Origin of the sequence: Streptomyces sp. NPDC053048 (genome assembly GCF_044547045.1) — a bacterium.
In the GTDB taxonomy this organism is placed as follows: domain Bacteria; phylum Actinomycetota; class Actinomycetes; order Streptomycetales; family Streptomycetaceae; genus Streptomyces.
Genome location: NZ_JBITZS010000004.1, coordinates 292,712 through 310,385 on the forward strand (window position 1 = coordinate 292,712; position 17,674 = coordinate 310,385).

A 17,674-nucleotide genomic window follows, 5' to 3' on the forward strand; every position below is an offset into this window, starting at 1 on the left:
ATGCTCGCTCAAGGCCACCTCGTCGCCGACCCCCTGTTCGTGGACTCGCTCGAGCGCGTCGAGGACAGCGCCAGCCGCTTCGCGCGCACCGCGCACCCGGCGCCGGCGGGCTGGCGCCGCGCCGAGCGCGGCGGCTGGGTCGTGCTGCGCAGCGGCGATGCGCGGCTGCCGGCGCAGGGCTGGAAGATCCACGCCTCGGCGACGGCGGAGGAGGCGCCCCGGGTGGTGGACGCGGTGTGGGAGTACTGCGTCGAGCACGGCATCAGCTTCAAGTTCCTGCGCAGCCGTACCCTGCTGGCCCTGGTCAACAGCAAGCGCGCGCCGCGCTCCGCGGGCGGCAAGCTCATCACCATCTACCCGCGCTGCGACGAACTGCTGGAGCGCACCCTCAGGGAGCTGTCGGCACTGCTCTGCGGGGTGAAGGGGCCGTACATCCTCAGCGACCTGCGCTGGGGCGAGGGCCCGTTGTACCTGCGCTACGGCGGCTTCGCGCCCCGGTACTGCTTCGCGCGCGACGGCGAGTACGTGCCCGCTGTGGTGCGCCCGGACGGCGAGGCGGTGCCCGACGTGCGGGGGGCCGCCTTCAAGGTGCCCGCGTGGGCGAGGGTGCCGCCGTTCATCGACGCCCGCATCCGGGCCGCGCGGGCCAAGTCCTCCGGCGGCCTGCCCTACCGCGTCGAGAAGGCCCTGCGCTTCTCCAACGGCGGCGGCGTCTACCGGGCCGTCGACCCGCGCACCGGCCGGCGGGTGGTGCTCCGCGAGGCGCGCCCGTACGCGGGTGTCGACGACAACGGCATGGACGCGGTGGCCCGGCTGGCCCGGGAACACGCCGTGCTGCGACGGCTGGCGGGCCTGGACTGCGTGCCGCGGGTCCTCGCCCGGACCCGGCACTGGGAACACCACTTCCTCGTCGAGGAGTTCGTCGAGGGGGAACGGCTCCACGAGGCCATGGGCCGCCGCCATCCTCTGCTGCGCCCCGCCGCCTCGCGCGAGGACCTCGCCGCGTACGCCCGGTGGGCCCTCGAGGTGCTGGGCCGCGTCGAGGAGGCGCTGGCGGCCCTGCACCGGCGGGGCGTGGTCTTCGGGGACCTGCAGCCGGGCAACGTCCTGGTGCGGCCGGACGGGAGAGTCTGTCTCGTCGACTTCGAGACGGCCTTCGACCGCTCGGAGTCCTTCACGCCCGTCATGGGCACGGCGGGCTTCACGGCCCCGTGGGCGCGCTCGGGGTTCGCCGTCGACACCTACGCCCTCGACTGCCTGCGGCTGGCGGTGTTCTGTCCCCTGACGGAGCTGACGCGCTTCGACGCGCGCAAGCACGAGCAGCTCATCCGGCTGGCCGAGGACCGCTTCCCGCTGCCGCCCGGCTTCGCCGACCGGCTGCGGGACGGGCTCACCCCGCCCCCGGAGACGGCACCGCGGTCCGCGGAATGGCCCACCGCCGACTCTGGCCCCGGTGAGTCCGCGGACGCCTGGCGGGAGGCGCTGGAGTCGATGCGGGAGGCGATCACGCGCAGCGCGACGCCGGAGCGCACCGACCGGCTGTTCCCGGGCGACGTCAAGCAGTTCGACGGCCAGGCGACGGGGCTCGCGTTCGGCGCCGCCGGGGTACTGCTCGCGCTCCACCGCACGGCGGACAGCGGCGGGCCGTGCCTGGACGGGTACGCCGACTGGCTGGTCCGCGCCGTCGAGCGCACCCGCTGGCCGCGCCCAGGCCTCTACGACGGGCTGGCGGGCGTGGCCTACGCCCTCGAGGAGCTCGGGCGCCCGCAGCAGGCACGCGAGATGCTCGGCCGGCTGGCCGGCTTCGACCTCAAGGGCTGCGGGGCGGGGCTGTTCGGCGGCCTCGCCGGCATCGCGCTGGCGTTCCTGCGCTCCGGCGACCGGGAGCGGGCCGTCCGCCTGGGCGACCGGCTCGCGCGGACGCTCGACGGCGACGGGCCGGACGAGGCCGCCGGAGTGGGGCTGATGCGGGGCTGGTCCGGTCCGGCGCTGCTGTTCACCCGCCTGTACCCGGCGACCGCCGATGCCCGGTGGCTGCACCGCGCGCGGGCGGCGCTGGCCCGGGACGCCGTCCACTGCGCGCTGACCGCGACCGGTCACCTCCAGGTGCGTGAGGGCGGGCGGCCGTTGCCGGGGCTGGCCCGGGGCGGCGCGGGCATCGGCGTCGCCCTGCACGCGTACCTGCGCCACCGCGAGGACCCGCGCCTGCGGCGGCTGCGGGACCGGCTGCGCGACGGTCCCGGCCCGGAACTCCTGCTGTCCTCCGGCCTGTTCGACGGGCACGCCGGGCAGCTGTACGCCCTCGCGCACCTGGACGGCCCGCGGGCCGCGCGCGAGGCGGAGCTGCGGGGGCTGGGGCTGCACGCGGTGCGGTTCCAGGGGCGGTTGGCGTTCCCGATGGACGGGCGGCTGCGGCTGTCGATGGACCTGGCGACGGGCACGGCGGGTGTCCTGCTGGCGGTGCACCGCGCGGTGGTGCCCGGCTCGGGGGCGGCGCTGCCGTTCCTGCGCCCGGAGTGAGAGCCGCGCGCCGGGCGCGGGCGGCACGCGTGTGCTGCGGGAGCGCCGGGGACACGGGGTGCCCGGCATGATCCGGAGGGTAGGCAGGGGCCGGTGAAGCGCACATTCCGGTGTGCTTCGACGGTCTCGAAGGGGTGTTCATGTTCGGTAGGCGTGGTCTCGGAGTGGTGCTGTCCTCGCTCGCGCTGCTCGGCACATCCGTGCTCACGGCTCCGGCCGCCCAGGCCCATGACGGGCCGATCGGCTGTACGGGGCAGGCGAGCACGACCTACAGTCCGGGGCTGACGCTCACTCCCCGGCCGATCGGCGTCAGCGAGGACATCGTGTACCGGTGCGCGGACGCCCCCGGTCACCTCACCGCGGCCCGCAGCCACATCGTCGGGGAGTCCCCGGACGGCACCTGCGTGGCGTTCCACAACATCAGCGCCCGGGAGGTCGTCACCTTCGGGGACGGCACGACGTCCGAGATCGAGTACCCCACCGGCCGCGCCACCCGCGTCCTCGGCGTCAACACCGTGCGGCTGGAGGGCATCGTGGTGTCCGGGCGCGGCGAGGGCGGGCACGCCGAGCGCGTCATGCAGGTGACCCCGTCCGGTACTCCGGCGGACTGCCTGACGTCCGGGGGCATCACCGCGTCGACCGGCCAGGTGCGGCTGACCATCCTGCCCTGACCCGACGGCTGAACGGGCGGCCGCCCGTCAGTGGCCGCCCGTCACCTTGAAGCCGCGCGGCACCATGAGGACGGTCAGCAGGGTCACGGCGACGACGATGCCCGCCGAGACGTACGCGGTCGTGGTGAGCGCGTGGTCGAACGCCGCCCGCGCCGTCTCCAGCACGCGCCGGCCCGCGTCCCCGCCCACGTTCTCGGCGACCTCCGCCGCGCCGCCCACCGACTCGCGGGCGGTGTCCAGGTCGTGTCCGCGCAGCGGCAGGCCCGTCATGCGGGTGGCGAAGACGGCGCCGTGGACGCTGCCGAGCAGCGCCACCCCGAGGCCGACGCCGAGTTCGTAGCAGGTCTCGGACACCGCGCCCGCCTGCCCGGCCCGCTCCACGGACACGGAGGAGACGAGCACCGACGCCGAGGCGGTGATGGCCAGCCCGTCGCCGAGCCCCAGCCCGGCCAGTACGAGCGCGACGACCGGGTACGTCGTCGGCTCGGGCGCCAGGGCGAGCAGGAGGAACCCGGCCGCCAGCGCGCCGAGGCCGACGGCCAGCACCGCGCGCACCCCCATGCGGTGCATCAGCCAGGGCGAGGAGAGCGAGCCCGCCAGCATGGCGAGCGCCGAGGGCAGAGTGCGCAGGCCCGCCTCCGAGGGCGAGTAGCCGTGCACGTACTGCAGCCACAGGGAGACCAGGAAGAGGGCCGCGCCGATGGCGAGCATCGCCAGGAGCGTGGCCAGCGCGGCGGCCAGGAAGGGCCGGTTGAGGAAGAGTCGAACGTCCAGCAGGGGGTCGACGAGCCGGAGCTGGTGCCGGGCGAATACGGCCAGCAGCACCAGGCCGAGCAGGAGCGCGCCCACGTCCTGGGGCAGCAGGCTGCCCTTGGCGACGTGCTTGATGCCCCAGGCCAGGGCCACGATCCCGACGATCGACAGCAGTGCGCCCGGCCAGTCGAGACGGCCGTGCTGCGGCGCCCGGAACTCCGGCAGCAGCCGGATGCCGGCGACGACGGTCACCACGACGACAGGGACGTTCACCCAGAACGCCGCCTGCCACTCGAAGTGTTCGACGAGGAACCCGCCGATCAGCGGTCCCACGCAGGCGCCCGCGCCGGCCACGGCTGCCCAGACGCCGATGGCCAGGGCCCGCTCCCGGTCGTCGGTGAAGATGTTGCGGATCAGCGAGAGCGTCGAGGGCATCACCATCGCCCCGCCGAGCCCGAGCAGCACGCGGCCGCCGATGAGCTGCCAGGAGCTGTGGGAGGTCGCGGCGATGACGGAGGCCAGCCCGAACAGCACGAAGCCGGTGAGGAAGAGCAGCTTGCGGCCCCAGCGGTCGCCGACGGCCCCCGTCGTGACCAGCAGGCCGCCGAGCACCAGCCCGTAGATGTCGATGATCCACAATTGTTCCAGGGCGCCGGGCCGCAGGTCGTCGATGAGCGAGGGCAGCGCCACATTGAGGATGGTGGCGTCCATGGCGACCAGCAGCAGGCTGGCGCACAGGACGGCGAGCATCGCCCAGCGGCCGGACGCGGGCGCCGGGTGGCGCCGGGCGGCGGGGTCTTCGGGAGCTCGCGCCATGGGAGGACACCTCACCCTGTACGGGCCCCGAGCGGCCGGCGGTCGCGCACGGCCGGTCAGCTCAGTATCGGCCCGGTCGCCGTGGTGCGCACGGCGTGGCGTCCGGCGCCCCGACGCGGGCCAGGTCCTGGGCGACGCCGGTGAGCCAGGCCTCGGCGTCGACGGTCAGCAGCACGCGCTCGGCGTCCGTGGCCGCCGCCCGCCGGGCCGCGCACCGCAGGGTGCCCGAGTCATCGGCGCGGTACGGCTCCGGTGACGGCTCGGGCGGCGTGGCCACCGCGCCGCGGCGCAAGTCGCCGGCCGCACGGAGGGAGTCCGCCGTCACCCGTTCGGCCAGGGCGGTCAGTTCGGCGGCCGCGTCCGGCGGCAGCGGGGCGCCGGAGCCGCGCCCCCGGCGCCTGAGCAGCATGAGTTCGCCGCCGCGCAGCATGTGGTAGCCGGCCACCAGGGCGGGCTCCCACGGCGGGTCGGTGCCGCGCCGGCCCAGGCGTTCGGTCTGGTACTGGGAGTAGGAGGCCTCCGCCAGCAGCATCGCGCGGCGCGCGGCCCGCAGCGGGTCCGCGGGAGCCGGCCGCCCGCACAGCAGGTCGGTCACCCACCGGCAGCCGGCGGCGCCCTGGACGAGGAAGTCGGCGAGGGCGACGCGCAGTTCGCCGCGGCCGCCGCGCGGCCAGGCGAGCAGGCTCGCCAGCGCCCCGACCGCGCCGCCGATCAGCACGTCGAGCAGCCGCACCGCCGAGAGGGTCCAGTCCGGGGAGGAGAGCTGGGAGAACATCAGGACGAAGACGAGAGTGAACGCCGCCTGTGCCCAGGCCTGCCCCAGCAGCGGGCCGGCGGTCAGGCCCACGAGGAGGACGAGGGGGAGCACGGCCGCGTAGAAGACGGGCACGTCGCCCACGGCGAGCAGCAGCAGGGCCGCGGCCACCGCCCCCGCCACGGTGCCGAGGAAGGCGGGGCGCAGGGTGGTGCGGGTGTCGGCGGCCGAGGTGCGCATCAGGCTGAGGGTGGCCAGCAGCACCCAGAAGCCGTGCGACAGGCCGAGGGCGCCGGCGACGATGCGGGCGGCGGCCAGGGCCAGGGCGAGCCGGAGGGCGTTCTGCAGGTGGACCGAGCGCGGGGTCAGGTGCAGGCGCAGCCGGCGCCACCACAGCACGGGCACGGGGAGTCCGGCGTACCACAGCGGCTCGCCGGGGCGGGCCGCCTGGGGGTCGGGGCGCGCTCCGAGCGCGAGGCGGGCGGCGGCCGCGGCCAGTTGGGTGCCTTCGGCCGCCGCCCGGACGACGGCCCCCTGCCGCAGCAGGGCGGGAGAGGCACCGGGCAGGCCGCGCACCCGGGCGGCGTCGAAGGACTTCAGGGCGGCACGCAGGCCGCCGTCCCGCGGGGGCGGGTTGCCGCCGCACAGGCCCGCCGCGACGGGCCGCAGGGCGGACGCGGTGTGCCGCAGCAGCAGTCCGGCGGCCGGTCCCGTGGTGTGCGGGGCGCCGTCGGGGCCGGTGGGCAGCCGGTCGAGCTGGTCGCGCACGTGCCGGAGGGCGGCCCGGGTGTGGTTCAGGGCGCGGTCGCGCGGCGAGGGGGAGGCGGGGCGTTCCTCGGGCGGGATGCGGGAGGGGCGCGCGGCGTCGAGCGCCCGGTCGGCGGCGTCCCTGCCGTCACCGGGGCCTTCGGCGGCCCGTGCGCAGCATTCGGCGACGGCGGCCGCCGCGCCCGCCAGCCGCAGGCGGTAGGGCACGGTGGGCTTCGGGTCGGGCAGCAGCCGGTCGACGAGGGCCGTGAGCGCGAAGCCGATGGCGAGTCCGGTCAGCCGGGAGCCCAGCGCCTGCGGGGCGTAGGGCGGGAAGCAGGGCAGGACGTAGTAGAGCTGGAAGGCGACGCTCAGCCCGGCCAGGCGGGGACCGCCCACGCCGCCGTAGGAGACGGCGAAGCCCACGGCGAACATCCCGCAGGCGGCGGCCCAGTCGTGCGCGGCCAGCAGGGTGCCGGCGGTGACCAGGGCCAGGCCCACGGGCAGTGCCGCCAGCAGGGTGCGGGTGCGCTGCGGGGCGGGGCCGGGGACGCGGGAGAACATCACCAGCGGCAGCGAGCCGAAGAGGGCGTACAGGCCCATGACGGCGTCGCGCAGACCGTAGGTGCAGGCGTAGAAGCCCGTGCACCCGGCGAGGGTCACCCATACGGCGCGCCGGGCGGCCTCGCGGCCGTCCGGCCGGCGCAGCAGGTCGCCGAGGGCCCGGGGCGGGGCGGGCCGTCGTGTCATCGTCTCCGACCATACGAACGGTCGCCGGGCCCGGCGACCGCACCCGTCACCGCAGGCGGGGCAGGGCGTCGCGCGCGGCGTGGCTGAGGGTGCGCAGGTCCTCGGCGAACCGTTCGCGGTGCGCTTCGGGCAGCGGCTCGAGGAAGAAGCGCCGGATGTTCTCCCGATGGATCCGCGCGGCCCGCACCACCGTCTCCTCCCCCGCCGCGGTCAGCCGCACCAGCCGGCCCCGGCGGTCGCCGGGGTCGGCGTCGCGGACGACCAGGCCCGCCGCCTCCATCCGGTCCACCAGCCGGGTCACGCCGCCGGTGCTGAGCACCCGTTCCTGGGCGACGGCCCGCATCGGCAGCCCGTCGCCGCCCGCGCGGCCCAGGATCAGCAGCACCTCGAACATCAGGTGGCTGATCCCGCATTCCTGCTCGATGGCCCGGCCCAGGATGTACTCCAGCCGGTTCGCCGCCCCCTGCAACCGCCCGAACGCCAGCACGAGCCCGTCGTTCGCCGCCTGCTCGGCCGTCGCGATCTCCGCTTCGTCCGCCACCTGGCCGCCCCTCTCACCGCGTCCCATGCGTCTCACCGCATTTCATGGCACCCACGCGCCACCCCGGGAGCCTACGGGGAAGCCGGGGCCCGGATGCGTGCGCCGCCGCCCTGGCGCAGGCTGGAGGTATGTCCGTACCTGCGCGGATCGTGGTGCATCCGCCGTCGCCGGCGGGCGGCCGGTGGGTGACGCTCGGCGCGGAGACGCTCGGCAGGGCCTACGGCATCGTGGACCTGATCGAGTTCCTGCAGCGCGCCGGGCTGAACACGCAGGCCCTGCGGCTCGAGGACCCGCACGCGATCGAGTGGCAGGGAGGCGGGCCCGGCATCTGGGAGTGACGTCCGGCCCGGACCGGTCGCGGGGTCCTACGCGGAGAACTGCCGTACCAGCCGGACCCCCTGGGCTGCCGTCATGTGGGGCAGGTAGGCCTTGGTGATCGCGCGGGTGATGACGGGGAGGGCGGCGGGGTCGGGGTAGGACATGTACAGCGGGCGGTAGTGGGGCTGGAACTTGGCCTTGAAGTTCAGGAGCGAGCGGAAGCCGTAGACCGGTTCCAGGGCGCGGCCGGTCCAGTCCAGGACGCGCTGCAGGGCGGCGGGCGGCTCCTCGGTGGCCTTGCGGGCCAGGGGGGCGCCCGAGAGGCTGAGGAAGCGGGCGCCCTCCTCCTTGAAGCCGAGGGCGGCGGAGGCGATGAGGAACTCCATCGAGCCCCGGAAGCCGCTCGCCCGGCGGCGCATGAAGTCCAGCGTCCAGCCGACCGGCACGCCCGCCTCGTACACCGGCATCCAGCTGGTGATGCCGTGCACCGTGCGGTCGGCGTCCACGGCGATCAGGCAGCGCACCGCCGGGTCCTCGAGCTCGTCGAGGCCGCCCAGGGTGAAGCCCATCTCCGGCAGGCCCTTGTCGGCGACCCACTCCTCGGAGATCGAGCGCACCTGGTCGGTGAGGGCAACCGGGGCGTCGGGGAAGGACCACCATTCGGCGCTGATGCCCTCCTTCTTGGCCTTGTTCAGGGCGGTGCGGACGTCCTGCCACTTCTTGCCGGTGAAGGCGAGGTCGGGCAGCGGCACCACGGTGTCCTCGGCGACCTGCACCGAGCGCCAGCCCAGCCGTTCGGCGGCCGCGCGGGTCTCGTGCCCGGCGCTGTAGAAGCAGGGCGTCCAGCCGTGTTCGTCGCAGAAGCGGGCGAAGCCTGCGACGGCGCCCGCGCGCGCCTCGGGAGCGCCGAAGGGGTCGCCGGTGGTCAGCGCCACGGTCGAGATCACCCGGTAGGCGACGGCGGCCCGTCCGTCGTCGGCGAACCAGTAGAAGTTGCCGTCCCACGTCGTCAGGTACGACAGGTTCGACCCGCCGTGCGCGGTGAGGAGCGCACGCGCGCGGACGGCGGCGTCCGCGTCGGTGTGCAGCCGGGGCCGCCGGAAGGTGACGAGCAGGGCGACGAGTGTGACGAGCCAGAACAGCAGCCCGCAGTACTGGAAGAGGGCCTTCGCGGTGCCGCCGACCGGGACCGGCCAGTCGGCGAACGCCCCGGTCAGGGTGGGCGGCAGGAACTCCGAGACCAGCCCGGACAGCAGCAGCCCGAGGCTCGCCCCCTGGTCGTACTGGTCGCGTACGGCGTAGCCGATGCCCACGTAGGCGGCGCAGGCCAGCAGGAGGGCGCCGCCCGTCACGGCGGCGAGCCGGCGCGTCGTGGCGCGGGGCAGCCGCAGGTCGAAGCGGGAGCGGGTGGCGACGAGCAGCACCAGCACGAGGAAGGGCAGCAGCATCTGTTCGGCGAAGGCCTGCGCGTACGTCGACTGCTCGGCGGGCTCGGCCCAGCCGGCGGGGTGGCCGAGGAAGTCGTCGAGCCAGTAGGAGAACAGGGCGATCCAGGCGAGGTGGACGAGCACCGCCAGGGCCCACGCCAGTCGCAGCCCGCGCCGCAGCCCCTCGGCGAGGACGAGCAGCAGGGCGGGGACGAGTACGGCCATGACGGCGGCCGGCGAGTGGTAGAAGTCGCGCAGGGCGTGGACGTAGTGGCAGTCCGCGGCGGAGGCGGCGCAGGCCTCGGCGACCTCCTGGCCGGTGGGCCGGACGGCCACGTAGAGCTGGAAGGAGTTCAGGGGCCCGAAGGCGTCGCGGTAGAGGATGGCCACCATCGGGCCGATGGCGGAGGCGGCGACGACGAGGGCGACCAGCACCCGGGCCTCGGTGTGGGAGGAGTGGCGCAGTCGCGGGGGCCAGGTGCGGTGGTACAGCGCGGCGCCGGCGGCCAGGCCGACGACCGCGCCGCCGAGCCGCAGCACGCCCTGCAGGTGGCCCACGTACAGCGCCATGACCAGGGCGAAGGCGACGATGCCCAGGCGGGTGCGGCGGCGCCACAGGGCGGTCAGGCGGTAGCTGAGGACGCCGCCGACGGCGAGCGCGCCGACGCTGGGTGACACGGCGAGGTCGCCCGCGAGTTCCTCCAGCCACCACTCCCCCGCCAGGTCGCCGAGCGCGACGACGCCCACGCCGAGCAGCGTGCCGAGGATCTGCCCGCCGAGCAGGACGGCGGCGGTGCGGGCCACGCCCAGGCGGCGTTCGCAGGGGGTCACGAGCACCAGCACGATCAGCGTGGAGCCGATGTAGCCGCCGAGCCCGGGGCACCAGAGCAGGGAGCTGGCGGGGGTCCACCAGCGGCCGTCGGCGAGCGCGGGGACGCCGACGGCCATCCGTTCCATGCGCTGCGGTCCCGGACCGGAGCCGAGGCTTCCGGTGACGGCGCCGAGGATCCACAGGACGGCGAGGAAGCCGAGGGTGAAGGGGGCGTGGCGGACGGGGGCGAGCAGCCGGTCGAGCGTGGTGCGCCAGGGGTGCGTGGAGTCGCCCGGGGTGGGGGCGGGCGGCGGGGCGGTGGCGGTGGTGTCGCTCATCGGATCAGCCCCGTCTCACGGGAGATCCACGGCAGTTGCCGTTCCAGTCCGGGGCGCCAGACCTGCCAGCTGTGGCCGCCGGGCAGCAGCACCCACTCGGCCCGCATCCCGGCCCGCACGGCGGCCTCGTAGACCCTGCGCTGCTGCGGCCGGTAGGTGCTGTCCTCGCTGCCGGCGACGAACGCGGCCTTGGTGTCGGGGAAGCGCTGCCGTGCCATCACGTCGAGGGGGTTGACCTTCTCGAAGGCGGCGGCGTCCCCGCCGAAGGCCTTGTCGATCGTCTTCTCCCGGCTGCCGAGGGTCGGCGCCTCCTGGCCGGAGATGTCGTTGACGACGCCGTAGACCTGGGGCGCGTTGACGCCGAGCTGGATCGAGCAGGTGCCGCCGAAGGAGATCCCGGAGACGGTCCAGGCCGTGCGCGCGGTGGCCACCTGCAGGTGGGAGCGGATCCAGTCGGGGACGTCCTGGGCGAGGTAGGTCTGGACGTCGCCCAGGCGGGAGTCCATGCAGAGGGTGTTGGCGAACTGCGAGCCGAGCGGGTCCACGACGACGACCACGGGCGCCAGGCCGCGGTGCCCGGCGGCGAAGGTGTTCATCATCTCCACGAGACGGCCGGAGTTGATCCAGTCGTCGGGCGAGCCGGGCTGCCCGGCCATGAGGACGATCACCGGAAGCAGCGGGCGAGGCGTGGTCCGGTAGGCCGGCGGCAGGTACACGTACGCGCTGCGGGCGTCGAAGCCGGACCTGGTGCCGGGGATGGACGACCTGGACAGCGTGCCCTTCGCGGGCAGGCCGGCGGGCGGCCGCCACACCTCGGAGATCGTCTTGCCGGCGGGGACGGCCAGGGCCGGCTCGGTGCGGCCGGTGGCGTCGGTGAGGCTGGTGGTCTTCTGCAGCCAGGCGTTGAGGGCGGTGCGGGCCGTGGGGTACTGGTCGAAGTGCCGGTTGATCTGCGAGGCGCCCAGGAGCACCACGAGGAGCCCGGCGAGCAGGGCGCCGGCCCAGTGGCGGGGCCGCAGCAGCGGCAGCCGGAACGCGGTCAGGCACACGCCCAGCACGGCCACGCCCGTCCAGAGGACGACGGCCGTCGGCAGGGGGTCGGGGAAGGGCTGCAGCCAGTCGTCGACGGCCGTCCGCAGCAGCCAGGTGAGCAGGGCGGCCAGCAGCACCGCGGCCGGAGCCCAGCGCGTCCACCACGTCCGGCGCCGGGAGACCAGCAGCACGGCCAGCGCGCACAGCCCGAGGACCAGCAGGGTGAGCGGGATCCAGCCGCGCACCAGGGACCAGTCCAGCGGGCCCGCGGCCCGGACGCCCGCGACCGGCGAACCGGTGGCGGACGCTCCGGGCCACGGCGGGCGCGACGCGCTCACGGCGTACCGGTGGTTCCTAGACCGCCGGCAGCGGGACGGGCAGCGGAACCACGCCCGTCAGGAGCTTGGGCACCGACAGCAGGAGGGCCTGGAGGTCCGCGACGACCTGGGAGACCAGGGCGGTGATCTTGGCGACGTCCTTGGCCAGGACCGCGGCCAGCAGTTCGGTGACGTCCTTGATCAGCTTGTCCAGCTGCGCCTTGACGTCCGCGACGGGGTCCTGCGCGTGGGCCGCTCTCGCGCGTACGTCCACGAAAAGACGGCCCGCCGACTCCTTCAGGCGCAGCCGCAGATCCCTCAGGTGCTCCATGTCCGGGTAGCGGGACCGGGCCTCCTTGGTGAAGCGGGATCCGAGGGTGACCGTCTCACCCAGGCTGTTCATCGGATCGATCTGGGCGGGGGCGCCCGGTGCGGGTTCCACGACCGGGGCGGGGTCGGGGACCTGGCCGGAGGCGAGGGCCGGTCCGGCGGTGCCCAGCGTGAGCGAGCCGGATATGAGGGCCACGGCCACCGGGGTCAGCTTGTGGGTGCGCATACGGGACAACTCCTTTCGCAACGCCTGGGATGCGACCACCGTCCGCCGGTGCCCGGTGCCGCGCAACCGATCGCCCGGATGGGCGGCATGCCGCACGGAGACCGGTGCGCCCGTGGTGACCTGGGGGTTCCGGGGCAGGGGTGGCGGTTTGCGGCGGGGTGCGGCCATGCAGCCGAAAGGGTTCGTACCCGGTTCCCGGCGTCGGCCGGGCGGCGGGCAGAATCGAGGGGTGTCCAGAAGAAGCGCGCGCCGGCAGCCGGCGATCACAGCCACCTCGCCGTGTCCCTGCGGCCTCGACGCCACGTACGGGGACTGCTGCGGCAGCCTGCACCGGGGCGTGGCGAAGGCCCCCACCGCCGAGCGCCTGATGCGCTCGCGCTACAGCGCCTTCGCCGTGGGCGACACCGCCTATCTGCTGCGGACCTGGCATTCCACGACCCGTCCGCCCGGCCTCGAGCTCGACTCCGGTGTGGAGTGGACGGGGCTGGAGATCCTCGCCACGACGGGCGGCAGCGCGTTCCACACCGAGGGCACCGTCGAGTTCCGCGCCCACTGCCGCTTCGGTGGTCACGAGGACGACCAGCACGAGCTGAGCCGCTTCGTGCGCGAGGACGGGGCGTGGGTCTACCTGGACGCGGCCCCCTGACCCCGGCCGGGGGCCGCGTGCCGGGTCAGGGCAGGTCGTAGGGCTCGACGCCGTGGCCCTCCCACACCCGCCGGGAGGGCTCCTCGGGGTAGGGGGCCGTGCGGGTGCGGGCGTCGAGAAGGCGGGTGAGCCGCCCGTCGGTGACCCGGTAGGGGGACCAGCCCGGGTCGCCGTGCGTGACGAACGACGTCCAGGAGCGGCGGATCTCGCCGGCGAGCTCCAGTGCCTCGGGCGGCGGGCCGAACGCGACGGCCTCGCGGACCCCGTCCCACGGCCGCGGCGGCTCGGGCGCGGCGAAGCGCAGGGCGCCCACCGGGGGTTGGGCGTAGGGGATGCCGCGGAAGACCGCGATCCCCTCGGTCATCCGTCCGCGGACCGTCCCGTGGACGGTCCGTACCTCCACACCGGTGCCGTGCATCGCAGCTCCCAGGGGTTCGTCCGTACGGGACCGGGGCCCGCCCGGACGCCCACGGTACCGGGGCGGGTTCGCGGTCCGGGCGGCGGGGCCGGGCGAACCGTCAGAGTCCGACGGTGAGTTCGGCGTCCGGCCTGATGCCGGGCAGCCGGGTGTTGGTGACGACGGCGAGCTCGGGTTCCCGGCCCCGGCGCTGCCGCCACTGGCCGCCGATCAGCGGCAGCAGCGCGATGTTGGGGGCGGGGCCGGTGGTGAAGTCGAGCAGGCCCGCGACCGTGGCCAGCCGGGTGCGGCCGAGTGCCGCCGCGACCGTGAACCGGTCGTCCGGGTCGTCCGCGGTGGCCAGGGCGTGGACGGCGACCTCCAGCAGGGCGTGGGCGGGGCCCAGCGGCTGGAGCCAGGGTCCGCCGGTCACGCGCCGGTAGTCGCGGGCCAGTTCGCCGGCGGTGGTGCCGTCGAGCGAGGAGCGGAAAGGGTGGCGGGGCGTCCAGTAGACCAGGGTGGCGATCCGGGTGCCCCTCAGCCCGTCGGCGCCGGCGCCGTCGGGCGGGCAGGTCAGCCGGCGCGAGCAGGTGATCAGCCGGGGACGCAGGCCCTCCTCGCACGCCTGCCGGTGGAAGAGGACAAGATCCTCGACGGTGGCCGCGCTGGTGACGATCTCGGCTCCGGACTCCTTGAAGCGGCGGATGTGGGCGGCGAAGGAGACGGCGGGCTCGCCGTAGCCGCCCGGGTCGACCAGGGCGTGCCCGCGGGCGGCCGCCACCGGGGCGAAGCCGAGGCGCGGATGCCGCAGCAGCCGCCCGTGCGGGCCGTCGTTCCACAGGCAGCCCACCGTCCGGCCGGGCCCCACGCGCTCCCACATCTCGGCGAAGACGGTCGCGATGTCGTCCAGGCCCCACGCGAAGTGGTACGCCCAGCGCAACGGCCCGGCGGGCGGCGGCTCGGGGTCGGCCACGCCCCGGCCGAAGACATGGGCCTGCCAGGGGAAGGCCGTGGTCAGGCAGGGGATCTGCAGCACCTCGCAGGCCTCGGCCACGGCCGGCAGCGCCCGGCCGCCGTCCATCGTCACCACCAGCCGCGCGCCCTCGTCGCGGACGAGCTCGGCGACGGCCCGGCGCGCCCCGTGGGGGCCGGAGCGGCTGTCGCGCCAGGCGAGCCGCACGGGGTGCCGGTCCGTGCCGTCGGCGCCGCGGGCGAGCCGGGGCGCCAGCCGCCGCAGTACGTAGTCCAGTGGGTCGCCGAGCCGGGCGAACCGTCCCGTCCGTGGCACGACCGCGCCGATGCACCATCCGTCCGTCCCGCGCACGGCCACCCCGTTCTTTCCGTCTCCCCCACGCCCGAACGGCGTGTCGGTACCAACGTCCCCTCGCCGCCATGCGGTTGACACCCGGCACCCCGGACCCGGAAGGGTGATTCGGTATCCGGCGGTGACCGTCGTGCCGGAACGGCGGCATCGTCTTCCGCCGAGGGGAGGGCAGATGACGGGCGCCCCGGCGGAATGCATAGTGCACCTGGCATATCGGACAGCCGTCATCAGGCCGATCTCGGGGCGACGGGGTGCGCCCGGCCCCGGGGGCGGCACTGTCCGGAACCCGGAAGTCCTGGTGCCTCGTAGGCAGAAGTTGACACAGGTCACCCGAGCGATGGCCGTACGCGCGAGCGGGCCGGTTGTGGTCACCGGCGGCGCGGCGCGGTGACGGGTTTCGGCCAGGGTTTCACAAACGGTCGTGGGCGTACTCCCGAGTGCGCCACTCGCGGCCTTCGGGCATGCCGCACTATATGGCTGAGCGGTCGGGAGGCAGTGGTGTCGCCCGAGGCCGTGGCACTCCCGTGCCCGGAGCCCGCGTCATCGTCGCGCGGCCACGGCTCCGGCCGCGCGGCCCGGGACCGGACATCGGCGTCCGTTCCCGCGGCAGGGGGAGGAGCGGTCGCGACCGGAGTGGGGACTCCGGCCGTCACGGGGCCGAACAGTGGGGATCACTCGATGTGCGCGGGCGTCCTGGCGACGCCGCGCGCGATGTCTTGGGGGACGCCGCGCACCCCGCGCGGTTCCGTCCCGGGGGGAGAAGGCATGGGGCGTACGACCCGTCTGGTCGCGGCGTGGGCCGGGGCCGTCCTGCTGGCGATGGGGCTGCCGACCGACGGCGCCGTCGCGGCGGACGCCGTACCACGCGTGGACCTGCGCGTACTCGTCGTCGACGACGGAGGACCGTCCGTCGCGGCGCTGCGGAACGAACTCGAGACCTCCGGCACGCCGTACACCAGGGTCGACCTGGGCGACTCCGGGCGCGCCCGCGTCGACGGGGCGTTCCTCAGCGACACGGTGGACGGCAGACCGAGAGCCAAGTACCAGGGCGTGATCCTGCCCAACGACAATCCCTTCGGGGCGGGTTCGGCCGAAATGGCGGCGCTGGCCGACTACGAGAAACGATTCGGCATCCGGCAGGTGGACGCCTACACCTATGCCCGCCCGGCCGTGGGCCTGAACACCGGACACGCCGGTTCCCTCGACGGGCAGACCGCGCAGGTGACCGCCGCCGGCGCCACGGGCCCGTTCGGGTATCTGCGGAAAAACGTTCCGTTCGAGAACAACGACAACGGCGTGAGCGAGAGCTACGGCTACCTCGCCACGCCGCTGGACAAGCAGGCCGAGGGCGCGAGCTTCACCAGCTACCTCGACGCGCCCGTGCCCGGGACCGGCGGGCGCGGCTCGCTGGTCGGCCAGTACACCCACGACGGCCGCAGCGAACTGGTCGTGACGTTCGTCTACAACCACTACCAGAGCCAGTTCCGGCTGCTCTCGCGCGGCATCGTCGACTGGCTGACCCAGGGCGTGCGCCTGGGCGCGGCCCGCAACTACTTCGCGCTGCACGTCGACGACGTCTTCGGCTCGGACGACCGCTGGGACTCCGTGCTCAACTGCACCCCCGGCGACATCGACTGCCCGCCCGGCAGCCCCGAGAACGACCCGATCCGGATGACGGCCGCCGACGCCCAGCACGCCAAGCAGTGGCAGAAGGACCACGGCCTCACCCTCGACCTCGCCTTCAACGGCGGCGGCAGCGAGGCCCACAAGGAGGCGCACGGCGGCACCGACCCGCTCGCCCAGCAACTGGTCGCCGACCAGGGCTCCTTCCGCTGGATCAACCACACCTACAACCACCCGTTCATGGGCTGCGTCCAGGACACCTCCACCGTGCCGTGGAAGTGCGCCACCGACGCCCGCGGCAACATCCGCTGGTACAGCAGGCCGAGCATCGTCGCCCAGATCAACGACAACCGGGGCTGGGCCGCACGCCAGGGCCTGGCGCTGGACAAGGACGAGCTCGTCACCGGTGAGCACTCCGGGCTGCGGACCCTGCCGCAGCAGAAGGACGACAACCCCGAGCTGGCCCCGGCCCTCACGCAGACCGAGGTGTCCTGGCTGGCCAGCGACACCTCGCGGGAACGCGAGCAGCGATCGGTGGGGCCCTCCCTGACCGTGCCCCGCTATCCGATGAACGTCTTCTACAACGCCGGCAAGGCGGCCGAGCAGGTCGACGAGTACAACTGGCTCTACACCCGCAAGTCCGACGGCGGCAGCGGCCTGTGCGAGAACTCCTCCACCACCACCTGCCTCAACGAGCCGCTCCCGCGCACCACCGGGTACGCCGACTACATCGTCCCGCTCGAGAGCCGGATCGCCATGAGCCATGTGCTCGCCAACGACCCCCGGCCGCACTTCATCCACCAGTCCAACCTCGCCGAGGAGCGCATCGGCTACCAGCCGGCGGAGAAGATCCTCGCCGACTACCGGGCCCTGTTCGCCGACAGCACCCCGCTGGTCAACCTGCGCATGCGCGACATCGGCGCCGAGCTGCGCAAGCGGGCCGCCTGGAGCGAGGCCGTGAACGCCGGCAAGGTCACCGCCTACCGCGTGGGCGACGGCATCGCCGTCAGCGCGCCGGCCGGCGTGGACGTCACCGCCACCGTGCCCACGGGCACCGTCCAGGTGCGCGGCACCGGCCGCATCGCCTTCGGCAGCGCCTACGCCGGAAGCCGCTCCGGCTGGGCCACCCCGGACGCCGGGCAGACCACCGTCGTCCTCGCCCTGCCCACCGACGGCCCGACGACTTCCCGCCCGCTCTCCGGCAAGGCGGCCCGGGTGCAGGCCCCCGCGGCCTCGCTCCCGGTGCCCAAGGGCGTCAGCCACCGCGTTCCCTACGGCCCCGGCGACACCGTGCGCCGCTGAGAACGCCCGTACCTCCGTGCTGACCCGCCCA

12 protein-coding genes and 1 pseudogene are annotated in these 17,674 nt (G+C 74.9%); 5 read left to right on the forward strand and 8 right to left on the reverse strand.

Annotation, left to right across the window (positions count from 1 at the left end):
• Together lanKC and ACIG36_RS12270 are read left to right on the forward strand one after the other, a co-directional pair.
• Entirely contained in the window at window positions 1-2,520 is a 2,520-nt protein-coding gene (lanKC, locus tag ACIG36_RS12265; RefSeq protein ID WP_399925829.1) for a class III lanthionine synthetase LanKC, read from the forward strand.
• 140 nt (window positions 2,521-2,660) lie between these two features.
• Window positions 2,661-3,191, forward strand: a complete 531-nt coding sequence (locus tag ACIG36_RS12270; RefSeq protein ID WP_399925831.1) for a hypothetical protein — start codon at window positions 2,661-2,663, stop codon at window positions 3,189-3,191.
• Between the two features lie 27 nt (window positions 3,192-3,218).
• Here the strand turns inward: ACIG36_RS12270 and ACIG36_RS12275 are convergent, their stop codons facing one another.
• The 3 genes from ACIG36_RS12275 to ACIG36_RS12285 all read right to left on the reverse strand — a co-directional run bounded on the left by ACIG36_RS12275 (window position 3,219) and on the right by ACIG36_RS12285 (window position 7,579).
• Window positions 3,219-4,760 (reverse strand): MFS transporter, encoded by a 1,542-nt coding sequence (locus ACIG36_RS12275; protein WP_399925833.1) that lies wholly within the window; start codon window positions 4,758-4,760, stop codon window positions 3,219-3,221.
• 61 nt (window positions 4,761-4,821) lie between these two features.
• A complete protein-coding gene (locus ACIG36_RS12280) occupies window positions 4,822-7,011 on the reverse strand; it encodes an FUSC family protein (RefSeq protein WP_399925835.1) in 2,190 nt (729 codons plus the stop codon).
• Window positions 7,012-7,057: 46 nt separating this feature from the next.
• Window positions 7,058-7,579, reverse strand: a complete 522-nt coding sequence (locus ACIG36_RS12285; protein WP_399925837.1) for a MarR family winged helix-turn-helix transcriptional regulator — start codon at window positions 7,577-7,579, stop codon at window positions 7,058-7,060.
• Between the two features lie 101 nt (window positions 7,580-7,680).
• On the opposite strand from ACIG36_RS12285, the gene ACIG36_RS12290 reads away from it, so the two are divergent.
• The gene (locus ACIG36_RS12290) at window positions 7,681-7,890 is read left to right on the forward strand and encodes a hypothetical protein (RefSeq protein WP_399925839.1); all 210 of its coding nucleotides are present in this window, start codon (window positions 7,681-7,683) and stop codon (window positions 7,888-7,890) included.
• A 27-nt stretch (window positions 7,891-7,917) separates the two neighbouring features.
• Here the strand turns inward: ACIG36_RS12290 and ACIG36_RS12295 are convergent, their stop codons facing one another.
• The 3 genes from ACIG36_RS12295 to ACIG36_RS12305 are packed head-to-tail and all read right to left on the reverse strand — an operon-like array spanning window position 7,918 to window position 12,351.
• On the reverse strand, window positions 7,918-10,446 hold the full coding sequence (locus tag ACIG36_RS12295) for a bifunctional lysylphosphatidylglycerol flippase/synthetase MprF (protein WP_399925841.1): 2,529 nt from the start codon (window positions 10,444-10,446) through the stop codon (window positions 7,918-7,920).
• Window positions 10,443-11,816: an alpha/beta hydrolase gene (locus tag ACIG36_RS12300; RefSeq protein WP_399925842.1), complete on the reverse strand. Its 1,374-nt coding sequence runs from the start codon at window positions 11,814-11,816 to the stop codon at window positions 10,443-10,445. The genes ACIG36_RS12295 and ACIG36_RS12300 overlap by 4 nt, the downstream gene beginning before the upstream one ends.
• Before the next feature lie 16 nt (window positions 11,817-11,832).
• Window positions 11,833-12,351: a hypothetical protein gene (locus ACIG36_RS12305; RefSeq protein WP_399925844.1), complete on the reverse strand. Its 519-nt coding sequence runs from the start codon at window positions 12,349-12,351 to the stop codon at window positions 11,833-11,835.
• A gap of 229 nt (window positions 12,352-12,580) precedes the next feature.
• Between ACIG36_RS12305 and ACIG36_RS12310 the strand changes: the two genes are divergently transcribed.
• Complete coding sequence (locus ACIG36_RS12310; protein ID WP_399925846.1) at window positions 12,581-12,997, forward strand: YchJ family protein; 417 nt, start codon at window positions 12,581-12,583, stop codon at window positions 12,995-12,997.
• Window positions 12,998-13,226: 229 nt separating this feature from the next.
• Here the strand turns inward: ACIG36_RS12310 and ACIG36_RS12315 are convergent.
• Window positions 13,227-13,415, reverse strand: a pseudogene (locus tag ACIG36_RS12315) (carboxylesterase family protein); the annotation flags it as partial.
• Window positions 13,416-13,515: 100 nt separating this feature from the next.
• Window positions 13,516-14,718, reverse strand: coding sequence for an ABC transporter substrate-binding protein (locus tag ACIG36_RS12320; RefSeq protein WP_399925848.1), 1,203 nt, complete (start codon window positions 14,716-14,718; stop codon window positions 13,516-13,518).
• Window positions 14,719-15,483: 765 nt separating this feature from the next.
• On the opposite strand from ACIG36_RS12320, the gene ACIG36_RS12325 reads away from it, so the two are divergent.
• Window positions 15,484-17,643, forward strand: coding sequence for a hypothetical protein (locus ACIG36_RS12325; RefSeq protein WP_399925850.1), 2,160 nt, complete (start codon window positions 15,484-15,486; stop codon window positions 17,641-17,643).
• Window positions 17,644-17,674: the final 31 nt, after the last annotated feature.